This window comes from Propionicicella superfundia DSM 22317 (genome assembly GCF_000423465.1).
GTDB lineage: Bacteria > Actinomycetota > Actinomycetes > Propionibacteriales > Propionibacteriaceae > Propionicicella > Propionicicella superfundia.
This window is the reverse complement of sequence record NZ_AUIA01000017.1, coordinates 1-20,159: the sequence shown is the minus strand read 5'-3', so window position 1 is coordinate 20,159 and position 20,159 is coordinate 1. Positions and strand designations below refer to the sequence as shown.

The window sequence follows — 20,159 nt, the reverse complement described above, 5'->3', positions numbered from 1 at the left end:
TCATGGTCGCTCGCCGAGGCGCGCGGTGATGCCGGGGGGCAGCCGCGTTCATGCAGGGGTGGGCGACTGCTTACGGGGGGAGCTTATGACGGGGGACGGATTGACCTTGCTCCTTGTCGACCAGGGCCGGGGCATGTTCGGAGCCCAGCGGGTGCTCCTGCGGCTCGCTCCGCTGCTGGTGGCGCGGGGTATCACGCCTGTTCTCGGATCTCCGCCGGGGCTCGACCTCGCGCTCCAATGGCAGGCCGCCGGCTTCGGCTTCCACGAGCTCGACATCCCCCTGGACCACTCGATCCGGACGCAGGGCGACACCGGGCCCATCAGCGTCGCCCGCCTTGCCCGCGAGGCGGCCGGCGTGCCGCGCGCCGTCGGGGCCATCGCACGGGGCGCGGCCGAGACCGGCGCCGACGTCGTGCTGGCCAACGCCCACTGGACACATCTCGACGCGGCGCTCGCAGGACTGTCGGGCAGGGTGCCCACCCTGCTGTACCTGCACGAACAGAGCGTCCCCGGATTCGGCACGAGGCTGCGCCGGCTCGCCTGCACGCTCGCCCGCGGCGCCATCGCGGTCAGCGCCGACGTCGCCGAGCAGGTGAAAGGAGGGCCGCGGACCACCGTCGTCCCCAACGGCGTCGACATCGGCATGTTCCACCCCACCGGCGCCGATCCGGCGACCCGGCGGGAACTCGGAGCGCAGCCGGGCGACATCCTCGTCACAGCGCTCACCCGGCTCGACCCGGTGAAGCGGATCGAGGATCTGATCGACGCCGTCGCCGGCATCTCCGACCCGCGCGTCAGACTGGCCGTCGCGGGGGCGACCAGCCAGTATCCCGACTACGCCGCCGAGGTCACGGCCCGCGCGGAGCGGATGCTCGGCGGCCGGGTGCGATTCGTGGGGGAGCGGTCGGACGTGCCCGCGGTGCTGAACGCGAGCGACGTCGTCGCTCACTGCGGCACCGTCGAAGGCATGCCCCTGGGCCTCCTCGAGGCACAGGCGTGCGGCATCCCGGTCGTCGCCTACCGGGCGGCCGGAGTACCGCAGATCGTCGCCGACGGGGAGACGGGATTCGTCGTCCCCGCCCTCGACGTCGGAACCCTACGCGCGGCGTTGGCGCGCCTGACCCAGGACGCGACGCTCCGCGAGCGTCTCGGCGCACAGGGACGCCGCCGCGTCGTGGACGGCTTCTCCCTGACCGCGCAGGCCGACCGCGTCGCCGCGCGCGTCCGTGCGGAGGTCGCGTGACGATCGCACCCGAGAAACGACCGCACGACAGCCTGATCCGCCACATCGTGGGGGACTCCGTGTTCCTCTTCATCGCGTCGGGCTCCACGGCGCTCGTCGGTGTCGCGTTCTGGGTCGTCGCAGCCAGGCTCATGCCGGCCGAGGCGCTGGGGAACGACTCGGCGGTCGTCTCCGCGATCACGGCGGCGGCCGCCATCGCAGCGACGGGAGTCGGGAACGCCTTCGTCGTCTGCATCCCCGGCAGCGGAGTCGGGCGGGCGAGACTGATCCAGTTCGGGCTCAGGATCGTCCTCTGCGCATCCCTCGTCACCGGCCTGATCGTCGGGGTCCTCGTCATGCTCCTCGTCCCGGGCAACGAATCGCCGCTCACGGTGCTGCTCGTCACCGCCGCGACGATGGTGTGGGCGCTGTTCGTCGTACAGGATCCGGTCCTCACCGCCACGGGCCGGGCACGCTGGCTCGTCTGGGAGAACCTTCCGGTCAACATCGCGAAACTGGCGCTCCTGCTGGTGCTGGCCCCGCTCGTCCCCCATCCGGCGAGCGTGTCCATGGTGCTGCCGGCCATCGTCGCCGTCGTCGTCGTGCTCGGCCTGATCCGGACGCGGGTCGCACCGCCGACCGCCGCCGAATGCGCCGGGATCGCCGATCCCCCCGCGGAGGGACGCGCGTGGCTGCGCGAGAGCCGACGCCGGGTCGTCCTCTTCGTCCTGCGCGACGGGACCGGTTCCGCGCTCGGCCTCGGGGTCTTCATGGGTCTCCCGTTCGTCGTCACGGCCGTGGCCGGGGGCAGTCAGGGCGCGGTGTTCATGCTCTGCCTGCAGGTGAGCCTGGGCTTCGACCTGATCACGAGCGCGATCACGGTCTCGCTGACGACCAACGGAGCCGCTCATCCCGAACGCGTGGGGGATCTCGCCCGACGGGTCTGGTTGCGGCTGCTCCTGATCGCCGGCGTCTTCCTCGCAGGCCTGCTGGTCCTCGGGCGATGGGCGCTGGGAGTCTTCGGGCCGGAGTATCAGACGACGGCCGCCTACCTGACGCTGATCGTGCTCGCGGTCGGCTCGGCGCTGCGAACGGCCTTCGAGGTGTGGACCGCCCTCATGCGGATCCACCACCGCACCACCGAATTGCTGATCGTCAACATCCTCGGAGCGACCGTCACCGTGTCACTCGCCCTGGTGGGCGCAGGCATGGCCGGTGCCCCGGGAGCCGCGTGCGGCGTCCTCGCCGGAACACTCGTGACGAGCGTGCCGGGCGCGATCGGGCTCGTGCGCACCGGCCCGGGAGTGGCGCGATGAACGACTCGGCCCCGGCCCTGCGGGAGATCTTCCCGGCCATGTCCACCGACGTCCCCGAGCAGGTCGACGACCTGCCGTGGCGCGGGGCGACCTGGGTCGCGGGGGTGGACCTCACCCGTCTCGACGGAGCCGCCGACTGGCTGCCCCTGCGGGGTTCGCGGGGGTACAACCGTGCCCAGGTGCTGATCCGCGAGGGGATGCGGGTCCGCGGCTTCGTCGTGCTGCCGATCTACGCCTCGCAGACGGACGACGGCTGGATCGAGACCGCCGAGCTGAGCCGCGCGGCGGCCGGCCTGCCGCATGGCGACGAGGTGCCGAGCCCTGCGACGTCCCCGTCGATCACCGTGATCATCTGCACCCGCGACCGTGTCGACTCCCTGGCCTCCGCGCTGGCCTCCGTCCGCGATCTCGACTACGAGGACTACGACATCGTCGTCGTGGACAACGCGTCCCCGACCCCCGCGACAGCCGACTACGTCCGGAGCCTCGGCGATCCGCGGATCCGGCTGGTGTCCGAACCCGTCCCGGGCCTCTCCCGCGCCCGCAACACCGGGCTGCGGGCGGCACGCGGCGAGATCGTCGCGTACACCGACGACGACGTGGTCGTCGACCGGCTGTGGCTGCGGGGGCTCGTCGCGGGATTCGACCGTGGCGACGTCGAGTGCGTCAGCGGGCTGGTGCCGACCGGCGAACTGCGCACCCGCACCCAGATGTGGTTCGACCGCCGCGTCAGTTGGTCCGACGCCACGAGCGTGCGGATGTTCCGGCTCGACGAGCCCCCGGCGGACAACCCCCTGTTCCCGTTCCGCGTGGGCGACTTCGGCACCGGCGCGAGCTTCGCGGTGCGGCGCGAGACCCTGCAGCGGCTCGGCGGCTTCGACGAGGCCCTCGGCGTCGGGACGCCGACCGGCGGCGGCGAGGACATCGACATGTTCGTCCGGATCCTGCTGGACGGCGGCGGTCTCGTCGTCGAGCCGTCCGCCGTCGTGTGGCACCGGCACCGCGACGACATCCCCGCCCTGCGCAAACAGGCGGTCGGGTACGGTCTCGGGCTCGGCGCGTGGCTGACCAAGGTCGCGCTCCAGCCCCGCACGGCATGGATGCTCGCCCGGCGCGTCCCGGGAGGGATCCGCCGCGCCGCGAGGATGGCTCGCGGAGAGGCCGCCCCGGAACGGGAGGGCAGGGCGATCTCCGATGCGGATCTGCCTGCCGAGTACACGCAGGACCTCGGTGCCCTCGAAGTGAGGTCGGCGCTACGAGGTCCGTGGCGGCTGGTGCGGTCGCGCATGATGGGCGGACGCCCGGCACCGCTGCGCATGGATGCCGAACCCGCGGGCCACGAGTCGCTGCCGCTGTCCGGCGGGCTCGGCCGGACCGGTCGCGCGGCCTGGCTGCGCGTCGCGGCGCTGGTCGCGGCGGCCTGCGGTCTTCTGGGCCAGATCGCCGCATTGCCCTCCGACCTGCGGCTCGCCGGGATCGTCGTCTTCCTCCTCGTCGGGCCCGGAGCCGTCATCGCGGCGCGGCTCGCCCTGCCGACCAGCACGGCAGCGGTGGTGACGATGACCGTCGGGCTCTCCCTCCTCACCGGAGTGGGGTATCTGATGCTCGTCCTCGGGTCCTGGTACCCCGGCACGGTCACCTGGGTGCTCCTGGCCATAACGGTCGTCGGAGGTGTGCAGGGATTGCGGCCCGGCGTCCTGCGTTCGTCGTGGCCGCGGTGGCTGAAGATCGCCCACGGTCGTCGTCTGCGCGTCGGGGACCGGCTGGGCCTCCTGGGGCCGGTGGTGGTGACCGTGGGCGGTCTCCTCGTCTGGGTCGTCTCGCTTCTGACGGCGGACGGGACTCCCACCAGCAACTTCGGGCTGCTCTTCCAGGTGCCGGGCCTGATCGTGGCGACCGTTCTCGTCCTGCTGGGATTCGTCCTGCTCCTGATGCAGGATCGGCTCGTGGGCGCGGCCGGCGCCCTGCTGGCGCTCATCGCCGTCACCCGGGCCAGCGTGCCGCTGCTCAGCCCTTTGCCCATCTACACCTGGGCGTACAAGCACATGGGTGTCGTCGACTGGATCCTGCAGACCGGCACGCTCGCACCGGACGTCGACATCTACAACATGTGGCCGGGGATGTTCGCCGGCTCCGCCTGGCTCATGTCGGTCAGCGGAGCGGGTCAACTCGGCTTCGCCCACTGGTTCGCCGTCGGAATCCACATCGGGCTGGCGACCGCGGTCTACGACCTGGCGCGCGCGTTCGGGCGGACGCGGCGCGTGGCGCTGATGGCCGTGCTCGTCGTCGAGACGCTCAACTGGGTGGGACAGGACTACTACGCGCCCCAGTCCGTCGCGTACCTCATGGCCGTGGGCCTGATCGGACTGCTCCTCCGCACGAAGACCATGCCGCGGCTGGGGTGGCTCATCGTGCCGTCGTTCGTCGCCCTCACCGTCACGCATCAGTTGACACCGATCTGGGTCGCCGGGATCGCCCTCGTCCTGGGCGTCACCCGGCGGGTCAGGCCGTGGTGGCTCGGGATCGTCCTCGCCCTCGTCGCCGGCTCGTTCGTGGCTGCGAACTCCTCGATCGTGGCCGACTACGGGTTCGTGTCGGGGTTCTCGCCGCTGACGAACGCGCAGTCCAACATCCCGACGGTCGGCTCGGCCGGGAGACAGTTCACCATGTTCGTCGACCGTCTTCCCCCGCTCGTGCTGTGGGCCGGGGCGGCCGTCCTCGCGGTGAACAGATGGCTCACCGGGCGGCCGGTGTGGGTCCCGCTCATCCTGGGGTTCTCCTCCTTCGGGCTGCTCCTCGGGCAGTCCTACGGCGGCGAGGCGATCTTCCGGGTGTTTCTGTACTCCTTGCCGGGCTGCGCCCTGCTCGTGTCGGGGTGGCTGGTCAACGGCCTCGCGCGCCTGCCCGTCCGAGGCGTCCAGGCGAAAGCGCACGGGATCCTGACCAGCGTGCTCGTGATCGTGATGTCCCTGTGCTCCCTGCAGGGCTACCTGGGCACCTGGCCTGCGAGCTATGTCTCCACGGAGCAGTTCGCTCACGCGAAGTCGCTGTACGCACGGATCGATCCGCCGGCGCTCATCCTCGGAATGGCGACCGGGCTGCCCGATCGTCCCGTCGCGGAGTACGTCGCGTTCGCCCGTGCCTACGCGAACTACGACCTCCCCCTCGTGCCCAACCTGGAGGTCTCCACACTGGCCTTCACCTCGCAGGCGGACGTCGCCGTGCTGGAGGCCGCGATCGGGCAGCAGGGGATCCCGACCTACGTGGTCGTGAGCCGGCAGATGGTCGTCGTCTCGGACTACTACGGCCTGTACCCCGATGGCGGGTTGGAGCGGCTCCCGGCGCTGCTGCAGGAGAACCCGAGATGGACCCTGGTGATCCACGACGAAGACCTGTGGGTGTTCCGGGCCACCGTTCAGAAAGGCGAGTCATGACATCCGGCAGCGCTCGGTGCATACCCATCAGCGGTCTCGACAGACAGTGGGTCGGCCAGCAGACCACGGCCGTGATCGGCCCGCTGGATCTGCCCCCGGTCTCGGATCTGCGCGCAGCCTTCGTCGAGCTGGCGGAACTGGACGGCAGGACGCGCGCCGGCTGGACCATCGATGCCCGTCGAAGACGCTGGTGTTTCGACCCCGGTCGGCTTGCGGAACTGGCCGAGGAGGTCGTGCACGCCGGGGAGCCCGCTCTGCCCGAGGGCGAGCCGGCTCCTGCGGAGATCCTTGCCGCGATCGAGCGGCTCTCGGCCGGGCGCAACCGCGAACGGCTGCCGCTGTCGATCACCCGAGCCGGCGATCTGCTCCTGTGGGACCAGAGCCACGCCCTCGGGGACGCTCAGCTTCTCCTCGGCATGACGAGTGCGCTCGTCGGGGTGGCCACGACGGGTCTGCTTCCGAAATGGGTCGCCGCGGAGCCGAGCAGGCACCCGCTCCTGCTGGCGGTGCGACACGCGTTCGGCCAGCGTAGCGGGCGGTTCTCGGGGTTGATCCGCGACCGCCTGTCCGCCGTCCGTCCGTTCGGGCGGCGGTCCGAACCGGCGGCCACGGCGACGGAGCCGTGGGAGCCCGCCATGGCCAGCGTCTTCACGGTGTTCGACCGTTCCTCGTGGGAGAGCGTGCAGCGCTGGCGGCGCGCTCAGGCCCCCGACGCGTCCATGGCGAGTGTCTACCTCGTCCTGATGCGGCTCGCCTTGAGGGAGGCCGGAGTCCCGGTGTCCCCCGACACGCTCGTCCTGTACGACTGCCGCAGGCATCTTCCGCGCGGGGCCTGCGCACGGGGGAACTTCGTGGTCGGGATCCGGCAGCGTTTCGCCGACGACCCGATCGAGGTGGGCGACACTCTCAGCCGCACCTTCGTGTCGGGTCGCCCGCTGGCGACGATGGCGGTCTCGACGGCGAAGAGGCGCTTCGCCCGACAGGGACCGCCGAGGTCGGTGTCCTCGTCGCCCGTCATCGTTCCGGCTTTCGCCTTCGCCCCGCGCAGCCGCGACGTCGAACTGATGCCGTGGCGACGGAAGGACCTGCGCTGCTACAGCGCGAGCACCACTCCGGCCGCCCCCGATGCCGTGACGTTGGCCACGATGCTCGTGGGCGGGCGGCTGAGCGCCACGTGGTCGTTCCACCGCAATGTGATCCCCGAGAAGGCGATGCGACGCGCGCTGCAGGTGATCGGGGACGATCCTGTCGCCTTGCTGGAGGCGTCGCGGCCTGTGTAGCGGGCCGATGAGCTGGTCGCTTCCCGCGACGGTTCCGGTCGTTCTCGACGAGCGTCGGGCGCTCCGCTAGGCGGGTTCCGACACGTCGACGGACTCGGCGCCGAGGACGCGGATGAGGTCGTCGGCGTCCACGAGTGCGGCGACGCCGTGGCCGCCCGCACCGATGGACACCCGTCGTCCGGCCACCGTCGCATCGGCGACGACCGGCCAGGGGTGGATCGATCCGAAGGGGGTGATGGTGCCTCGTTCGTAGCCCGTGGCGTCCCGCGCGGTGGCGGCGTCGGGCATGGACACCCTGTTCACGCCGAGGTGGGTGCGCAGCTTCGGCCAACTGATCTGGCGATCGCCGGGCACGAGCACGAACAGGTACTCGCCTTCGGACCTCCGCACCACGAGGGTCTTCACGATGTCGCCCGGGGTCACGCCGCGCGCCGCGGCGGCCTCCTCCAGCGAGGAGACCGGGCCGTGCCGGGTGATCTCGAACGCGATCCCGGACGCTGTCAGCGCGGCTTCGGCGCGCTCGATCCCCGTGAGTTCGGCCACGCGCCGAGTCTAGATCGTGTGCACGAACCGACCACGTGACCGAGCGGGCCTCGACTCGCCGCAGAAGACGGGCGGGGCGGGCGCCGGCATCCTCAGGGCGCTGTCGGGTGGATCGCCTCGGCGGGTGGGGCGCGGCGCGACCCGAGTTCGACCACGTACATGGCCGACACGATCAGCAACCCGCCGACGACGACCCGCAGGGTGAACGGCTCGCCGCCGATGCCGATGGCGAACAACGCGGCGAACAGGGGCTCGGTCGTCATCAGGACGGCGGCGCGGGCCGGAGCGATGCGGGCCTGTGCCCATGTCTGCGCCCACACGGCGCCCGCGCCGGCGATGAGCGCCATGTAGGCGATGACGATCCAGTGCGTCGAGGACGTCGGCAGGATGTACCCGTCGGGCGCCGCGACCACCGTCGTCATGGCGGCGATGGTCATCGTCTGGACCACGGCGAGCCCGGTCGCGTTCGAGACGGTGGACCACCGTCCGGTCGCGAGGATCTGGGCGGCGTAGACGATGGCCGAGGCGAGCGTGAGCCATTCCCCGGGGCCGAACTGCAGCCCGCCGGGCTGGAGGGACAGCGTTGCGAGGCCTGCCAGCGACAGGGCCACCGCCGTCCACACGGCCCCTCCCAGCCGGTCGCGGAACACGAGTGCGGCGAGGATCGGGGTGAACACGACGTACAGCCCGGTGACGAAGCCCGACATGGTCGCCGAGGTGCGTTCCAGCCCGAAGGTCTGGAGGATCTGGGCGGCGCCGTACAGGCCGCCGATGAGGGCACCGGCGAGCCAGTCGCGGCGAGTGAGGCGGCGCAGGTGGCGCCAGAAGAGCGCGACCATGACGACCGCGGCGATGGTGAAGCGCACCGACAGGAAGTCCAGGGTCGGCATGATCTTCACGAGATCGCGGATGAGGAAGAACGTGGAACCCCAGACCGCGGTCATGGCGAGGATGAGCAGCGTCGGCAGGACGCCGCCGCGATGCTTGCCTGCCTGGACCACCCTCGGACTCTACGGGGTGGTCGGTCGGCGACAGACGGGTGTCCAACGGGCCGGTTCGAGCGAACGGGACGAGTCCTGTACGCTACCTGGCGGAGGATTCGCCTAGAGGCCTATGGCGCTCGCTTGGAAAGCGGGTTGGGTTCACACCCTCACGAGTTCGAATCTCGTATCCTCCGCCACTCCGATTCCCGCCCTGACTAGGGCGGGAATCGTCGTTTCTGAGTCAGTTGACCAGTCAAAGCCGAGGTTGTGCGCTATCTTTGCGCTAAATTTCCGCGGGGCGCTTCCAGGGGACGTCAACTCTCGTCTCAACGTCGGATGCGGGTCGTACGCTCAAGCCATGACGTCGGAACTCGCGGACTACATCGAGGCGGGTAAGCACCTGTCTCCCGATGAGCGTGAGATCGCCGCGCTCGCGCTGCAGCGGGTTGACGAGGCCGAGCAGGCCGAGGTCGATGCTGCTTGGGACGAGGAGATTGACCGGCGGGTCGACGAGATCATGACCGGCAAGGTGGAGCTTGTCGACGGCGAGGAGACGATCGCCATCGCGCGGGCACGCCTGGCCGAGCGTCGTAAGTAATGCTGGGTTGGCGCGAGCACCCTGCGGCTCGCGAGGAGTTTCTGGACGCCGTCGATTGGTACGAGGACCAGGCGCCTGGCTTGGGCAGTCGCCTCGTGGACGAGGCTGATGCTGACCTAGCATGCAAATTGAACCTGGAAGTTCTTACCCGTCCGCCCTACCACGCCGACTGTTGCTTCAGTGTGCCAACAATTCGTTTGCCCTAGTCAGCGTCTGGTCGCAGCCTGCCGACGAATCAGATCGATGCGAGGCGCGCGATGTAGGTGTTGAGCCAGTCGACGGCGGACTCGGCGGTGGGCAGCACGTCGAGGCCCTCGGCGGCGATGGCGTAGAGGCTCTCCCACTCGGGGTCGGCAACCGCCGTCGGCGGCCAGGGGTGCTCATTGCGGTAGGCGAACGTCCGTCGTGCTGCTGTCGCGACCAGGGTTTCGTCGGTGAGCGGGACGGTCAGTTGCAGGTCGACCAGGTCGTGGGCTCGGTCGCTGCCGGGTGCGGTGGCCGCATGGATCTTCTGGGCGACCTGGTGATGCAGGGGCTGCACCCGCACCGGCGCGGGGGCAGGCAAGCCGAGAGCGGCGAAGAGGTCCACCACCTCCGCTGACATGCGGAGTTCAGCTGGCTCGGCGGTCGCCTCGAGTTCGTCGTAGCCAACCTCAAGGTCGATCGCCTTGAACACCTTGCCCTGGTAGCGCAGCGTGACGCGGAAGGGCTGCATCGCGTAGGCCGCAGGGACGGTCGCTGGAGCGCGCTTGGCTCCCATCGTCACGGTGCCCGTGAAGCCGCCCCAGCCGGCTGCAAGCCGGGCCGCGAGTTCGTCGCGGAAGGCATCGAGGTCGCCGCGGTAGGCCGTGTCGAGGTCGGGAGTCTCGCGGGTGAGGCGCTCGCCCAGGCGGAGCTTCAGCCCGGTACCGCCCTTGATGGCCGAGTCGGGCAACATCTGCGCCAGCACCATGTTGCCGAACAGCGCCATCAGGCGCCGTTCAGTCGTTCCCATGTCACGAGCCAGACCGGCGATCTGGCGTCGCAGATCGCTCACGCGGCGCGGGGCTTCCATGGTCATGCATTCTCCAGTTCGGCGATGACGGATTGGGCCTCGGCGTCGTCCATGAGGCCTCGTGCGGCGGCGAGACGCGCAGCGTCAACGAGCCGAGAGGTCATCACGCGGCCGCGGCTGGCAAGCAAGGCGGTTCCGAGCCGCATCGCCGGCACGCCGTCGATGTCGTCGCGGTCCTCGGCGGGTACGTCCAGGCGGACCAACTCGACAGAAGGCGGGAGGCGTTTGCGGACGCGGTCGCCGGTGGCGACCCGGATGCGGCGGAGGTTCACCTGGGCGAGGTCGTGCGCGGCGAGCACCGCGTCGTCGGCCAGCACCGCATCCTCACCCGCCAGAGCGACCGCGATCGCGAACTCGGTCAGGCCGTCCTTGGGAGCCTCATTCATCAGGTACACGCCGTGGCCGACCCGGGTGAGAGCGCCGCGGGTCGCAAGCTTGCGGACCTCGACCGCAGGCACGCCAGCTGCCTCGGCGTCCCGGACGGTGACGACGCCGTGGGTGTCGAATGCGAGTTCGCGCAGGGTCTGCCTGTGGGTCATCGTTCCTCCTGCCAATAGCGTACCAATATTGGTACGGTATTGGCGCGTGTCCGCCAGATCAAGGCGGGCGGTGGGCTGGCGCGCGGCGGAACCTTCCAAGTTTGGGGCCCCTTCACTTGGAGGTTCGGGGTGGCTTGTCAACTGAACTTGGAAGGTCCGCCGGTTCGCGGCTGGCGCCCCGAATTGTTGCCACAGTGGGGCACATATTCGTTTGCCGTAGTCAGCAGCCAGCCACAGCCGCCGGCGTGCGCCCGAGGGACGCACCCGCAGCTGCGACCGGCACTTGCCCTCACGAGATTCCGCTTCGTGAGGGGATCACTGCGACCGACGCCGGCGAACGATCCGGTCGCCGATCGGGATGGGGTGGAACAGCGCCTCGACGTCCTCGATGCGGACCCGGATGGGTCGGCCTTCGAAGCGGTAGCCGGGGAGCCGTCCCTTGCGGATGCGGCGACGGAGGGTGTCGACGCTGAGTCCGAAGCGCAGGGACGCCTGCTGCAGCGACAGCCACTCCCGGCTCTCGGGCAGCGGCTCGGAGTTGGAGAGCGGACGTACCGCGGCGAGGGAGCTCATGATGGGCGTTCCTTTCGTGGGGATGGGTTTTCTTGTCCGGCTGGGCCGGGGGTCTGTGGGTCAGCGGCCGATGCTGTAGCCGCCGGGGTCCTGGCGGTGCGGGCCGCCGGGGAACGGGTCAGGGCTGCGGACGAGGTGCTCGTCGGGGCGCAGGCTGGGCCCGGTGTGGGTGGGCCGCGGGCTTGGGCGGCGGGGCGGCACGACGGTCTCCCAGATGACGGGACGGTCGGGGCGCAGGTCGTAGTCGAGTCGCAGTCGGAGCGCGGCGGCGGGCTGGTCGACGGGCAGGGGGCGCCGGTTGATTGCTGCCACCACGTCCTTCTCAAGCCCGTCGAGGGTGGCTGAGCGGTGGGCGAGTTCCTGGGCGAGCAGAGCCGTGCCGGGATCATCGGCGAGCACGGGTGCCCAGGCGGTGAGCAGCCGGTTCCAGAGCTGGACGGCGGGCCGGTCGGTCAGCGTGAGGTCGTTCAGCTGCTCCTGGACGCGGACCTCGGCAGGATGGTGGGTCATCGGGCCGGTAGGTCGCAGGTCGGTGTCGGGGATGCCGTGGGCGGCGCGCCACTGGGCGATGTCGGCGACCACCTCGTCGGGCAGGTCGATGTGCAATCTGTGCAGCCAGGCAGGCTCGGTGGTAGCTGCGAGGGCCTCGTCGCGGACCTCGCGGCCAAGCCGCGTGACCAACTGCGCCCGTTGGGTGAGGTAGCCGGCCCAGTAGCGGTCGGCGGCAAGCCGGGCGGGGACGCCGGGCAGCCACGGCAGCGGCCTGCGCCCGGCGTCCGGGTCGAGCCGGTCGAGGCGGTGGTCGAGGACGGCCGCTGCGTCGCGGGCGTCGTCCACGGGTCCTTCCTCGACGACAGCGCGGAAGGCTCCCAGCGGGTTGCGTCCGTCGGCTGCGATCACGAACAGGTGGGCGCGCAGGGTCGGCCAGGCGGGCGCGTCCTCCAGCATGGTGAACGCGGACGGCAGCCGATCGATCGCATCCTTCAGGCCCGGCTCCGCGATCTGCTCAGCGGCGTAGGTGATGGCGTCGAGGTAGCAGGCGACGGCGTGCGCCAGTGGCTCGGCGGGTCGGGCGAGTTCGCGGCGCAGGGTTGTGGCCGAGACCGGGCCGTCGTCCCGGGCGAGGATGGCCTCCAGCAGCTCGGCTGCCGACGGCGGCTCGAGCACCCGGGCATCGTTGGCGGAATGCTCGTCGACCGGCCCGGTCACCTGGAGGTAGAGGTGGTTGGCCTGCCGTCCGCGGCTGGCCATCGTGTAGAACAGCTGACGGGCTTCGGCACCGGTGAGAATGCCGTGGCAGGTGTCGGCGGTGGTGCCCTGGGCGGTGTGGATGGTCGTGGCGTAGCCGAGGTCGACCGAGGCGGCGACGTAGTCGGCCGGCAGCACAGTGGTCTTGCCGGTGCGCAGGTGCTTCACGGTCATCGCACCACTCGCGCGGGCACGGGTGACCAGCCAGCGGTCGCCGTTACGCACCCAGTCGGACGCCCCGACGCGCAGCCGCCGGTCGTTGGTGCGGGTGATCACCACGTCTCCCTTCGACGCAGCGTTCCCGTCGCGCAGCGGAACCTCCCAGCGCGCCAGGTGCCCACCGAGCCGGGCGTCCCGGGCCAGCGCGTTGAGCTGGGCGACCTGCTCGCGGGTGGGGGCGAGCATGATCGCGTCGAGTCCGTTCTGCCGGTCGAAGGCCCAGGCGTCGAGCACCTGGTCGAGGACGGTGTCGGAGTCGCCCACATGGACGCGGTCGTGGTCGAAGTAGTACCCGAGCCCGGACAGGTTCCCGTCCCGCAGCTCAAGCGACGCGGTTGCCTCCGCGGGATCGGTGAACCGGACGACCTCCTCCAACCGGATCGCACTCCATGTGGCGTCGATGTCGCGCAACACGCCGCCGGCACCGACCGCCCCAAGCTGCGCGGTGTCGCCGACCAGCCGAACGGCTGCGCTCCGTCCGATTGCCCAGGTCACGACGGCGTGCAGGGTGAGGGTGTCCGCCATGCCGGCCTCGTCGATCACGAGCATGGACGCCGGCCCGACCCGCCCGGCCCACTCGGGCAACGGTTCCTCGGGTCGGGCAAGGTGCCAGGCGAGCTTGTGGAGCGTCTCGGTGCGCCCGCCGAGTTGCTCCTGCAACTGGTCGGCGGCCGCCGCGGACGGCGCAAGCCCGAGCACATGACCGCGGCTGTTGCGCCAGGCGGCGGCGAGGGTGCGCAGGGCGGTGGTCTTGCCGGTACCGGCCGGGGCGATCGCCACCATCAGCCGCCGGTCAGAGGTGGCCATCGCGGTAACGAGGTCCCGCTGGCCAGGGTTGAGGGGCGCGCGGTTGGCCAGGGACTGCAGCAGGGCGAGGTGGAGCGAGTTCGGGTCGACGACCCGCCCGCCACGCGCGCCGGCGGCGTTCACGAGGTCGGCCTCGGCAGCCAGGATCCGGGCCGAGCTGTACCGGGCCGAGAACGCCCGCACGTAGACCGACGTGCCGTCCGGACGGCGCAGTCCGGCGGGTTCGACGATCCCGTCGTCCGACGCGTCCAGCGGGACGCTGTGCCGAGAGAGGGCGGTGGCGACCAACCGGTCCACGGCAGCGTCCAGCTGGTCGAGGCCGACGTTGTGGGTGCGGGCCTGTCGGGAGGCTTCGGCACGGACATGGGTGGGTCCCCACTCGGCACGGTCCCGTTCGATGGTCTCGACGACAACCTGGGCGACGCGGTCGAACCAGGCGTCGTCCAGCACCGGCGCCGGGGCGGGCGGGGCGCCGAACAGGGTGTCGCGCATCCGGGCGTACGCGACTGGCCCGAGCACCCCGAGGGCCTCGTGCTGCCAGCGGGCGCGCTGGGTGGCCTCGCTGATGGGGGCGTGCTTGTGCTCGCGGGTGGCCAGGGTGGCCTGCTGCGCCAGCTCGATCCGCTCGATCGGGGTGGGTGGACGTCCGTGCTCGTCCTGGAAGCGCCGGGCGAGTTCCTTCTCCTTGACCCGGATCGTGCGGGCCCGGACCGACCACGCGTCCAGCAGTTCGCTGGGAACCCCGACAATCTCGCGGACGGGCCGCCGTCCCGGCTCGATGGTCGGCCGCGGGGCGAACCGCAGTCCCAACTCCTTGAGCCGGGTCTCCAGGTGGGTGTTGTACTCCTCCGAGGCATCCACGCGCGCCTTGTAGAGCGTGTCCCCGTCGAGGGCGAGCCAGGTGCCGTCCTCGGCCTGCACCTTGTTCGCGACGGCGACGTGGGTGTGCAGGTCAGGATTGCCGGCGCGGGAGTCGCGGTGGGTGAACGCGGCGGCGATCAGCCCGCGCGTGGTGACCTGTCGGACGCCGCCAGCGCCTCGGCGGGTGAAGACGGCGCTGCTCTCCAGCCAGTCGAGGGTGTGGGCGACCGAATCGTCATGGGCCTGGCGGATGAGGGCGGCGAGCTTCGGGTCGGCCAGCGCCCACAGCGTCGACACGCTCTTCACCGGGGAGAAGGTCAGGTCGAATCCGGAGACGGCTTTCGGCGGGGCGGACACCTTCGCGATGAACCCGTACAGCTCGTTGCGGGTCAGTGGCTCGCGACCGTGTTTGGCGAGGAACAGCTCGGCGCCGACCTCGCTGCGCAGCCGGGCTCGGAGGTTCCGTCCGTCCGTCGCCGAGAGCGAACGTCCCCGGGTGGCCTCGTCGTAGCGGCGAGCGAGCTCGAGCTGGAACGGGGTCGCCTTGTCGAACTCGGGGAACTTCTGGCCCAGCCGGATCGCTCTGGCCTTGTCGCGATCGGACGCATCCGGGCCGAGCGCCTCGATGAGCTGGTCGCTGAGCGGGTGGCGGCCTTGCTCGAACAGGTACTTCATCTGCTCGGCGGTCACCTCGTCCCCGGGCTTCATGCCCAGTCCAGTCAGGCCCGAACCCATCCACCGGCCGGGTGACTCGCCGGCCACCTGGTAGTAGTCGGCGAGCTTCGTCCGTCCCAGCTCGGTGGAGTCCAGGGCAGCGACGTGGCGGGTCAGGTAGTCGCCCACCGTCCCCGGAGTCAGCTTCACGATCGACATCACGGACGAACACCTCCTACTTTCATAAGCAGATGAGCCGACCCTGATTCGGACACCCGCGTCGATGTGTTTGTTGAGCACCCACTCACTACAGGCAGATGAGCGGGCCTTCGCCGGACAGACCTGGAGAACTTGGCGCGTCTCACCCCCTACAGGCTGCTGCTAGTTCGATTGACGTCAGATCGGGCCTCGGCCGAGGCTTCGGTTCAGGTGCCCGGGGTGGTCGCTCACTAACAGGCTGTCCACGTTGTGTGACTCTCAACTGGCGTGTGTTGCCCCGGGCACCGCCAGTTGGGAACGCCTCTCGCCGGACAACTCGCCTCCTTTCGCCCACCCGAAGCAGCTCCTCGCCCCTGTACGGACACCCCCGCCGTGGAAGATGCCGCCCGCAGCGTCGAGTTCACCTATGAAGAAGGCACCGACCTGCCCTCGGTGGCCACCGAGAGGGCCATGAATCTGCTGAGACCTCGTTCCTCACCTCCCCAGAAGGAACCGAGACCCCTCTCTGTGACCACCTCTTTGGGCGGGGAACCGCGCCTCGTGGCCGAGGATCGCTGCAACGTGTGGCCTTGTACGACCGCAATCTGTGGCCCGCTCTCCTGTCAGACCGTGCTAGGTATGGCAGAATAGTTCCGAGATAGGAAGTTTTCTGACATGGCTGAGTTGACCGTCACCGAACTCGCCGACCGCCTCGGCGTGACGACGCGGCGTGCGCGCGACCTGCTCGACACCGGCGACATCGCGGGGCGCCAGCTGGCCAACAGGACGTGGCTGGCCGACAGCGACTCGGTGCTTCGCTACGAGACGTCGGCGCGGCGAGGCAAGGGCCGCGGCCTGGATGCGGCCTCGGCCTGGGGTCTGCTGTGGGAGCTCTCCGGCCTAGACGCCGGTTGGCTCACGCCCAGCACCCGGGCTCGCGTCCGCCGGCGTATCCGGGAGTCGAGCGCCGAGAAGATCGTTAAGGCAGTCGGCAAGCGGACAGTCGCCCGTCGCTACACGGCTGCCAATGTTGAGCGCGCGTCCCAGCGCCTCATCGCGACCGGACGCGCAGCAGCAAGGGTCCTGGGCACCGACCTGATCGACGACCGTCGCCGCGTCTCCGGCTACGTCCGTGAGGGCTCCGTGGACGACTATGCCGAGCAGCACTTCATGGTTGCCGAACTCGCCGGCCAGGACGTCCTCTACGAGAACACCCTGCCAATCCGGTTCGATGGTGACGTGATGCCGGCGGCGGTTGTGGCCGCTGACCTGGCCTTGAGTACGGATACCCGGGAGCGCAGTGCCGGGTTGGGGGCGATCGAGGAGTTGAGGCAGGCATGGCTGGCCGCGCACTAACCGTCGACATGCAGGATGACGACCGCCTCCCCGCCTGGCAAACCGTCATCGAACTCGCCGAGTCCGGCACCGGTTCGAACTGGACGCTCGTCGGCGGGCTCATGGTCGCCGCCCACGCGAGGCGCGCCGGCGTGTTGATGGGCCGTCCGACCGACGACGTCGACGCCCTTGTCGATTACGCGGCGAACCGTGCGAGCCTCATCGAGGCTCGCACGGTGCTCGCGAGGCTTGGCTTTGGGCTCAGCCGTGGCGACACGTTCGCCTACCGTTTCGTGCACGCCGACGGCCGGAAGATCGACGTCATGATCGCCGACCACCTGCCGTCCCGGATGAAGCCGAGACTCGCGCAAATGCCGGCGTTCGCCGCGCCAGCCGGTGAACAGGCCATCCGTCGGCGCGACATCTACCGGCTCGAATTCCGAGGCGGAAAGCATGTCGAGATCGGCGTCCCCGACGAACTCGGGGCGCTGGTCGCCAAGAGTGCGGCCTTCCTTGTCGACAATCGCGACCGCGGACGGCACCTCGACGACTCAGCGGTCCTGCTCGCCTGCATTGAGGATGCCTCGACACTCGACTACGCGTCGGCGAGTTCGAACGATCGCAAGCGGATCAAGGCCACCACTGACCTGCTTGCTGACGAGACTCACCCGTCCTGGGCGAACCTCGACGAGCCCGACCGGCGCCGCGGTCGGTTGAATGTCATCCTTGTTCGACGGGCGCTTGGCATCTCAACAGGTTGATGGCCAACTTCCGATGTACCCGGTTCTTGTCCGGGGTGCGGCGCGTGCTGGCAATACGCTTCAGGAATGACGGATGAATGGTCGGAGATTGAGGCCATCGTGGCCACCACCCACAGGGTCGAGAAGTACGGTGGCATCAGGTTGAGCGACAGCGCCCTTGCTGACATCGCGGATGGGCTCAACTCCGGCGGAGTGCCGTTTCAGGGTCACCATGACCCACTTCAACCGATCCGCACCCGTGATCTTCACGCAGAGATCGTGACGCTGAGTGATGGTGAGCGTGCGGTAAGGCTGACCGGCTTCGTCCACACTGACGACTGGGCCGAAGTCGGCGATGTGCATGGCATGTCGTTCGCAACCATCGAACCCCTGGGCAGAGCAGACGGCATCAACCCCGACGCAGAATCAATCGAACTTTCCGCCGACGCCGCATGGTTCGATGACGACACGATTGCCGCTGCGTGCTCGATCATGAGCGCGGTGGCCACGACCAACGGGAACCGTCTCTACCAGTTCTCCGTGGTGGACGACGCGAGGATGGTTCTCGAACTGGGCATGAACTTCGTCATCGCGCTCGGTCCGGACCTTGCGGCCAGTGCAGTCTGGGATGGAGTGAAGCTGATGCTGATGGCTGTGCTTCCGAAGCGGCGGAAACTCGACCCGGCCGCAACGACCCGGATCGAGCTGCGAACCCCACTCCCTGGCGGCGAGGTCGTCGCTGTCATCGATACTCCGGACATCGAGACGGCGAAGCAGGCGATCAGCGCGTACTCGCAGGCGGTTGAGGCAGCCGCCAAGGCTGCCAAGGCAGAGCGCGAGGTTGTTGCTTGGTCACAGTCTCCGAGCAGCGGCGGGTGGGTGTCGGGGAAGGCCAAGCGCAAGCGAGACTGAGCGCCGCCAGGGCTGTCGTCGGGCTCTGACACGATGGATCCGTGGATCCGAAGACGAACCTGGAGTACCTCGACTTTCTCTCTCGCCACCTACAGGAGTTCATCGCTGTGTTCGATGAGTTCATGACGCTGCACGTTGAGAACACCGGCCCGAACGCGTTGGCACTCGGGATTGCGCCCGCAGTGTTTGAGAGGGATGGCGCAGATGCGGGGCGCGTCAAGGAACTGACTGCCGAGCTACACCGCCTGTCCGGCACTCTGATGGACCTCAGCGAGGTCACCAGCATCTACATGACTGTCCAGGGCGCTGGGACGATCGATCCCTTCATGAACTGGGCGACCATGCTCCAGCCCAAACCGCTGCTGGAGGCGTCGAACGTGCGAGGCTGCGCAGTCCAGGCAGCAGGCCGACTGCAAGGGCTGAGGGCGAAGGCAGAGGCGCTTGCCGCCCCTTCGCTCGACCCGGTCCGACTGCATCCTCTGGTTTGGGCGGCGGCGTGCCGGCTCTGGAACGACGGCCACCTCAGGCAGGCAGTCGCCGCAGCTGGCGAAGCAGTCACCGGCCAGATGAAGCAGCTAACCGGGCGCAACGACTCAGCCGACACCTCCCTCTGGCAGCAAGCCTTCTCGGCGAGCTCACCCGAAGCCGGGAAGCCCCGTCTCCGATGGCCGGGAGACCCGGTCGACCAGGACGTGCGCACGATGAACGACGGGCTCCGGCAGTTCGCGCCCGGCGCCAACATGGTGATCCGGAACCCTGCCACCCACGTCGACGAGGCGCTGACCGAGCAGGATGCCCTGGAACGGTTGGCAACGCTGAGTGTGCTCGCACGGCTTATCGACTCCTGCGCCGTGGTGTCGGTCTCTGCAGGAGAGCGCACGTCAGCCGTCTGAGGGTCTTGATCTATTCCGAAGTGCACAGGGTGTATCAGGGAATCCGGGTCTGGGGACCCGATCTGGGGACGTGGGGGGGCGAAGCCCAGATCGCTCTCTGGATTGGACAGTGCAGGCGGTAATCATGGCTTTGGCTAGGTGTTATGGTCCGATCAAGGGCTGAGCCGGTGGGCTTCGCCCCAGGGATGGCAGGCGGAGGGAATCGTGGCAGCGCCGAAACCATCACCTATGCACACTCCTGCCGAGTGCTGCATACGTTCCCCCAACCTGTTCAGGCTGGAGATCCACCCTGCTGTCGGTCGTCGCGGATAGTGTTTCAGCCAGCGATGGAGCGGGGGATCGAGAGGGGCACGCGTGGCACGCGTAGCGAAGAAGACGGCACCAGCCAAGTCACTTGAGGGGTCTGCTGCACGATCAGGTGACAGTGGTTAGTCACGCAGCCTGAGTGGCTGTCGTGGTCATGATGGTCTCGTACTCGATGGGGGTCAATCGGCCCAGCCCGTCTTGGCGCCGGCGTCGGTGGTAGGTGCGTTCGATCCAGGTCACGATGGCGATCCGGAGTTCCTCGCGGGTGGTCCAGGCGTGCCGGTTGAGGACGTTCTTCTGGAGCAGGGAGAAGAAGCTCTCCATGGCGGCGTTGTCGCCGCAGGCACCGACCCTGCCCATCGATCCGACCATCGAGTGGCGGTGGAGCGCACCGACGAATTTTCTGCTGCGGAATTGCGACCCTCTGTCGGTGTGCACCGTACA

At 69.4% G+C, this 20,159-nt stretch carries 16 protein-coding genes and 1 tRNA gene; 10 read left to right on the top strand and 7 right to left on the bottom strand.

Annotated elements, in window-relative coordinates; all coding sequences use genetic code 11:
- Window positions 1–106 precede the first annotated feature (106 nt).
- The 4 genes from G555_RS20985 to G555_RS0102550 are packed head-to-tail and all read left to right on the top strand — an operon-like array spanning window position 107 to window position 7,252.
- Entirely contained in the window at window positions 107–1,243 is a 1,137-nt protein-coding gene (locus G555_RS20985; RefSeq protein ID WP_169337848.1) for a glycosyltransferase family 4 protein, read from the top strand.
- Window positions 1,240–2,538: a lipopolysaccharide biosynthesis protein gene (locus tag G555_RS0102560; RefSeq protein WP_028707655.1), complete on the top strand. Its 1,299-nt coding sequence runs from the start codon at window positions 1,240–1,242 to the stop codon at window positions 2,536–2,538. Before G555_RS20985 ends, G555_RS0102560 begins: the two co-directional genes overlap by 4 nt.
- Window positions 2,535–5,972 (top strand): glycosyltransferase, encoded by a 3,438-nt coding sequence (locus G555_RS21680; protein WP_211223153.1) that lies wholly within the window; start codon window positions 2,535–2,537, stop codon window positions 5,970–5,972. Before G555_RS0102560 ends, G555_RS21680 begins: the two co-directional genes overlap by 4 nt.
- Window positions 5,969–7,252, top strand: coding sequence for a hypothetical protein (locus G555_RS0102550; RefSeq protein WP_028707654.1), 1,284 nt, complete (start codon window positions 5,969–5,971; stop codon window positions 7,250–7,252). Before G555_RS21680 ends, G555_RS0102550 begins: the two co-directional genes overlap by 4 nt.
- A gap of 66 nt (window positions 7,253–7,318) precedes the next feature.
- Here G555_RS0102550 and G555_RS0102545 read toward each other — a convergent pair whose 3' ends face one another.
- Both G555_RS0102545 and G555_RS0102540 read right to left on the bottom strand, forming a co-directional pair.
- The gene (locus G555_RS0102545; protein WP_028707653.1) at window positions 7,319–7,795 is read right to left on the bottom strand and encodes an aminoacyl-tRNA deacylase; all 477 of its coding nucleotides are present in this window, start codon (window positions 7,793–7,795) and stop codon (window positions 7,319–7,321) included.
- A gap of 92 nt (window positions 7,796–7,887) precedes the next feature.
- The gene (locus G555_RS0102540) at window positions 7,888–8,796 is read right to left on the bottom strand and encodes a DMT family transporter (protein ID WP_036920861.1); all 909 of its coding nucleotides are present in this window, start codon (window positions 8,794–8,796) and stop codon (window positions 7,888–7,890) included.
- Between the two features lie 91 nt (window positions 8,797–8,887).
- Here G555_RS0102540 and G555_RS0102535 point away from each other — a divergent pair.
- Both G555_RS0102535 and G555_RS0102530 read left to right on the top strand, forming a co-directional pair.
- Window positions 8,888–8,975, top strand: a tRNA-Ser gene (locus G555_RS0102535).
- 161 nt (window positions 8,976–9,136) lie between these two features.
- Complete coding sequence (locus G555_RS0102530; RefSeq protein WP_028707651.1) at window positions 9,137–9,376, top strand: addiction module protein; 240 nt, start codon at window positions 9,137–9,139, stop codon at window positions 9,374–9,376.
- A 235-nt stretch (window positions 9,377–9,611) separates the two neighbouring features.
- Here the strand turns inward: G555_RS0102530 and G555_RS0102525 are convergent, their stop codons facing one another.
- The 4 genes from G555_RS0102525 to mobF all read right to left on the bottom strand — a co-directional run bounded on the left by G555_RS0102525 (window position 9,612) and on the right by mobF (window position 15,550).
- Window positions 9,612–10,346, bottom strand: coding sequence for a nucleotidyl transferase AbiEii/AbiGii toxin family protein (locus G555_RS0102525; RefSeq protein WP_169337847.1), 735 nt, complete (start codon window positions 10,344–10,346; stop codon window positions 9,612–9,614).
- 86 nt (window positions 10,347–10,432) lie between these two features.
- Window positions 10,433–11,068, bottom strand: a complete 636-nt coding sequence (locus G555_RS0102520; protein WP_156887395.1) for a type IV toxin-antitoxin system AbiEi family antitoxin domain-containing protein — start codon at window positions 11,066–11,068, stop codon at window positions 10,433–10,435.
- A gap of 216 nt (window positions 11,069–11,284) precedes the next feature.
- Window positions 11,285–11,542, bottom strand: coding sequence for a helix-turn-helix domain-containing protein (locus G555_RS17480; RefSeq protein WP_036920854.1), 258 nt, complete (start codon window positions 11,540–11,542; stop codon window positions 11,285–11,287).
- 60 nt (window positions 11,543–11,602) lie between these two features.
- A complete protein-coding gene (gene mobF, locus G555_RS17475; protein ID WP_051208290.1) occupies window positions 11,603–15,550 on the bottom strand; it encodes a MobF family relaxase in 3,948 nt (1,315 codons plus the stop codon).
- Between the two features lie 654 nt (window positions 15,551–16,204).
- On the opposite strand from mobF, the gene G555_RS0102505 reads away from it, so the two are divergent.
- The 4 genes from G555_RS0102505 (at window position 16,205) to G555_RS17465 (ending at window position 19,409) form a co-directional block, all read left to right on the top strand.
- Window positions 16,205–16,885: a hypothetical protein gene (locus tag G555_RS0102505; protein WP_028707648.1), complete on the top strand. Its 681-nt coding sequence runs from the start codon at window positions 16,205–16,207 to the stop codon at window positions 16,883–16,885.
- The gene (locus tag G555_RS17470; protein ID WP_156887393.1) at window positions 16,867–17,625 is read left to right on the top strand and encodes a hypothetical protein; all 759 of its coding nucleotides are present in this window, start codon (window positions 16,867–16,869) and stop codon (window positions 17,623–17,625) included. Before G555_RS0102505 ends, G555_RS17470 begins: the two co-directional genes overlap by 19 nt.
- 66 nt (window positions 17,626–17,691) lie before the next feature.
- Window positions 17,692–18,516, top strand: a complete 825-nt coding sequence (locus G555_RS0102495) for a hypothetical protein (protein ID WP_028707647.1) — start codon at window positions 17,692–17,694, stop codon at window positions 18,514–18,516.
- 41 nt (window positions 18,517–18,557) lie between these two features.
- Complete coding sequence (locus G555_RS17465; protein ID WP_051208286.1) at window positions 18,558–19,409, top strand: TIGR02391 family protein; 852 nt, start codon at window positions 18,558–18,560, stop codon at window positions 19,407–19,409.
- A gap of 432 nt (window positions 19,410–19,841) precedes the next feature.
- Here the strand turns inward: G555_RS17465 and G555_RS0102485 are convergent.
- On the bottom strand, window positions 19,842–20,159 hold a 318-nt coding region (locus G555_RS0102485), incomplete at its 5' end, for an integrase core domain-containing protein (RefSeq protein ID WP_028707646.1).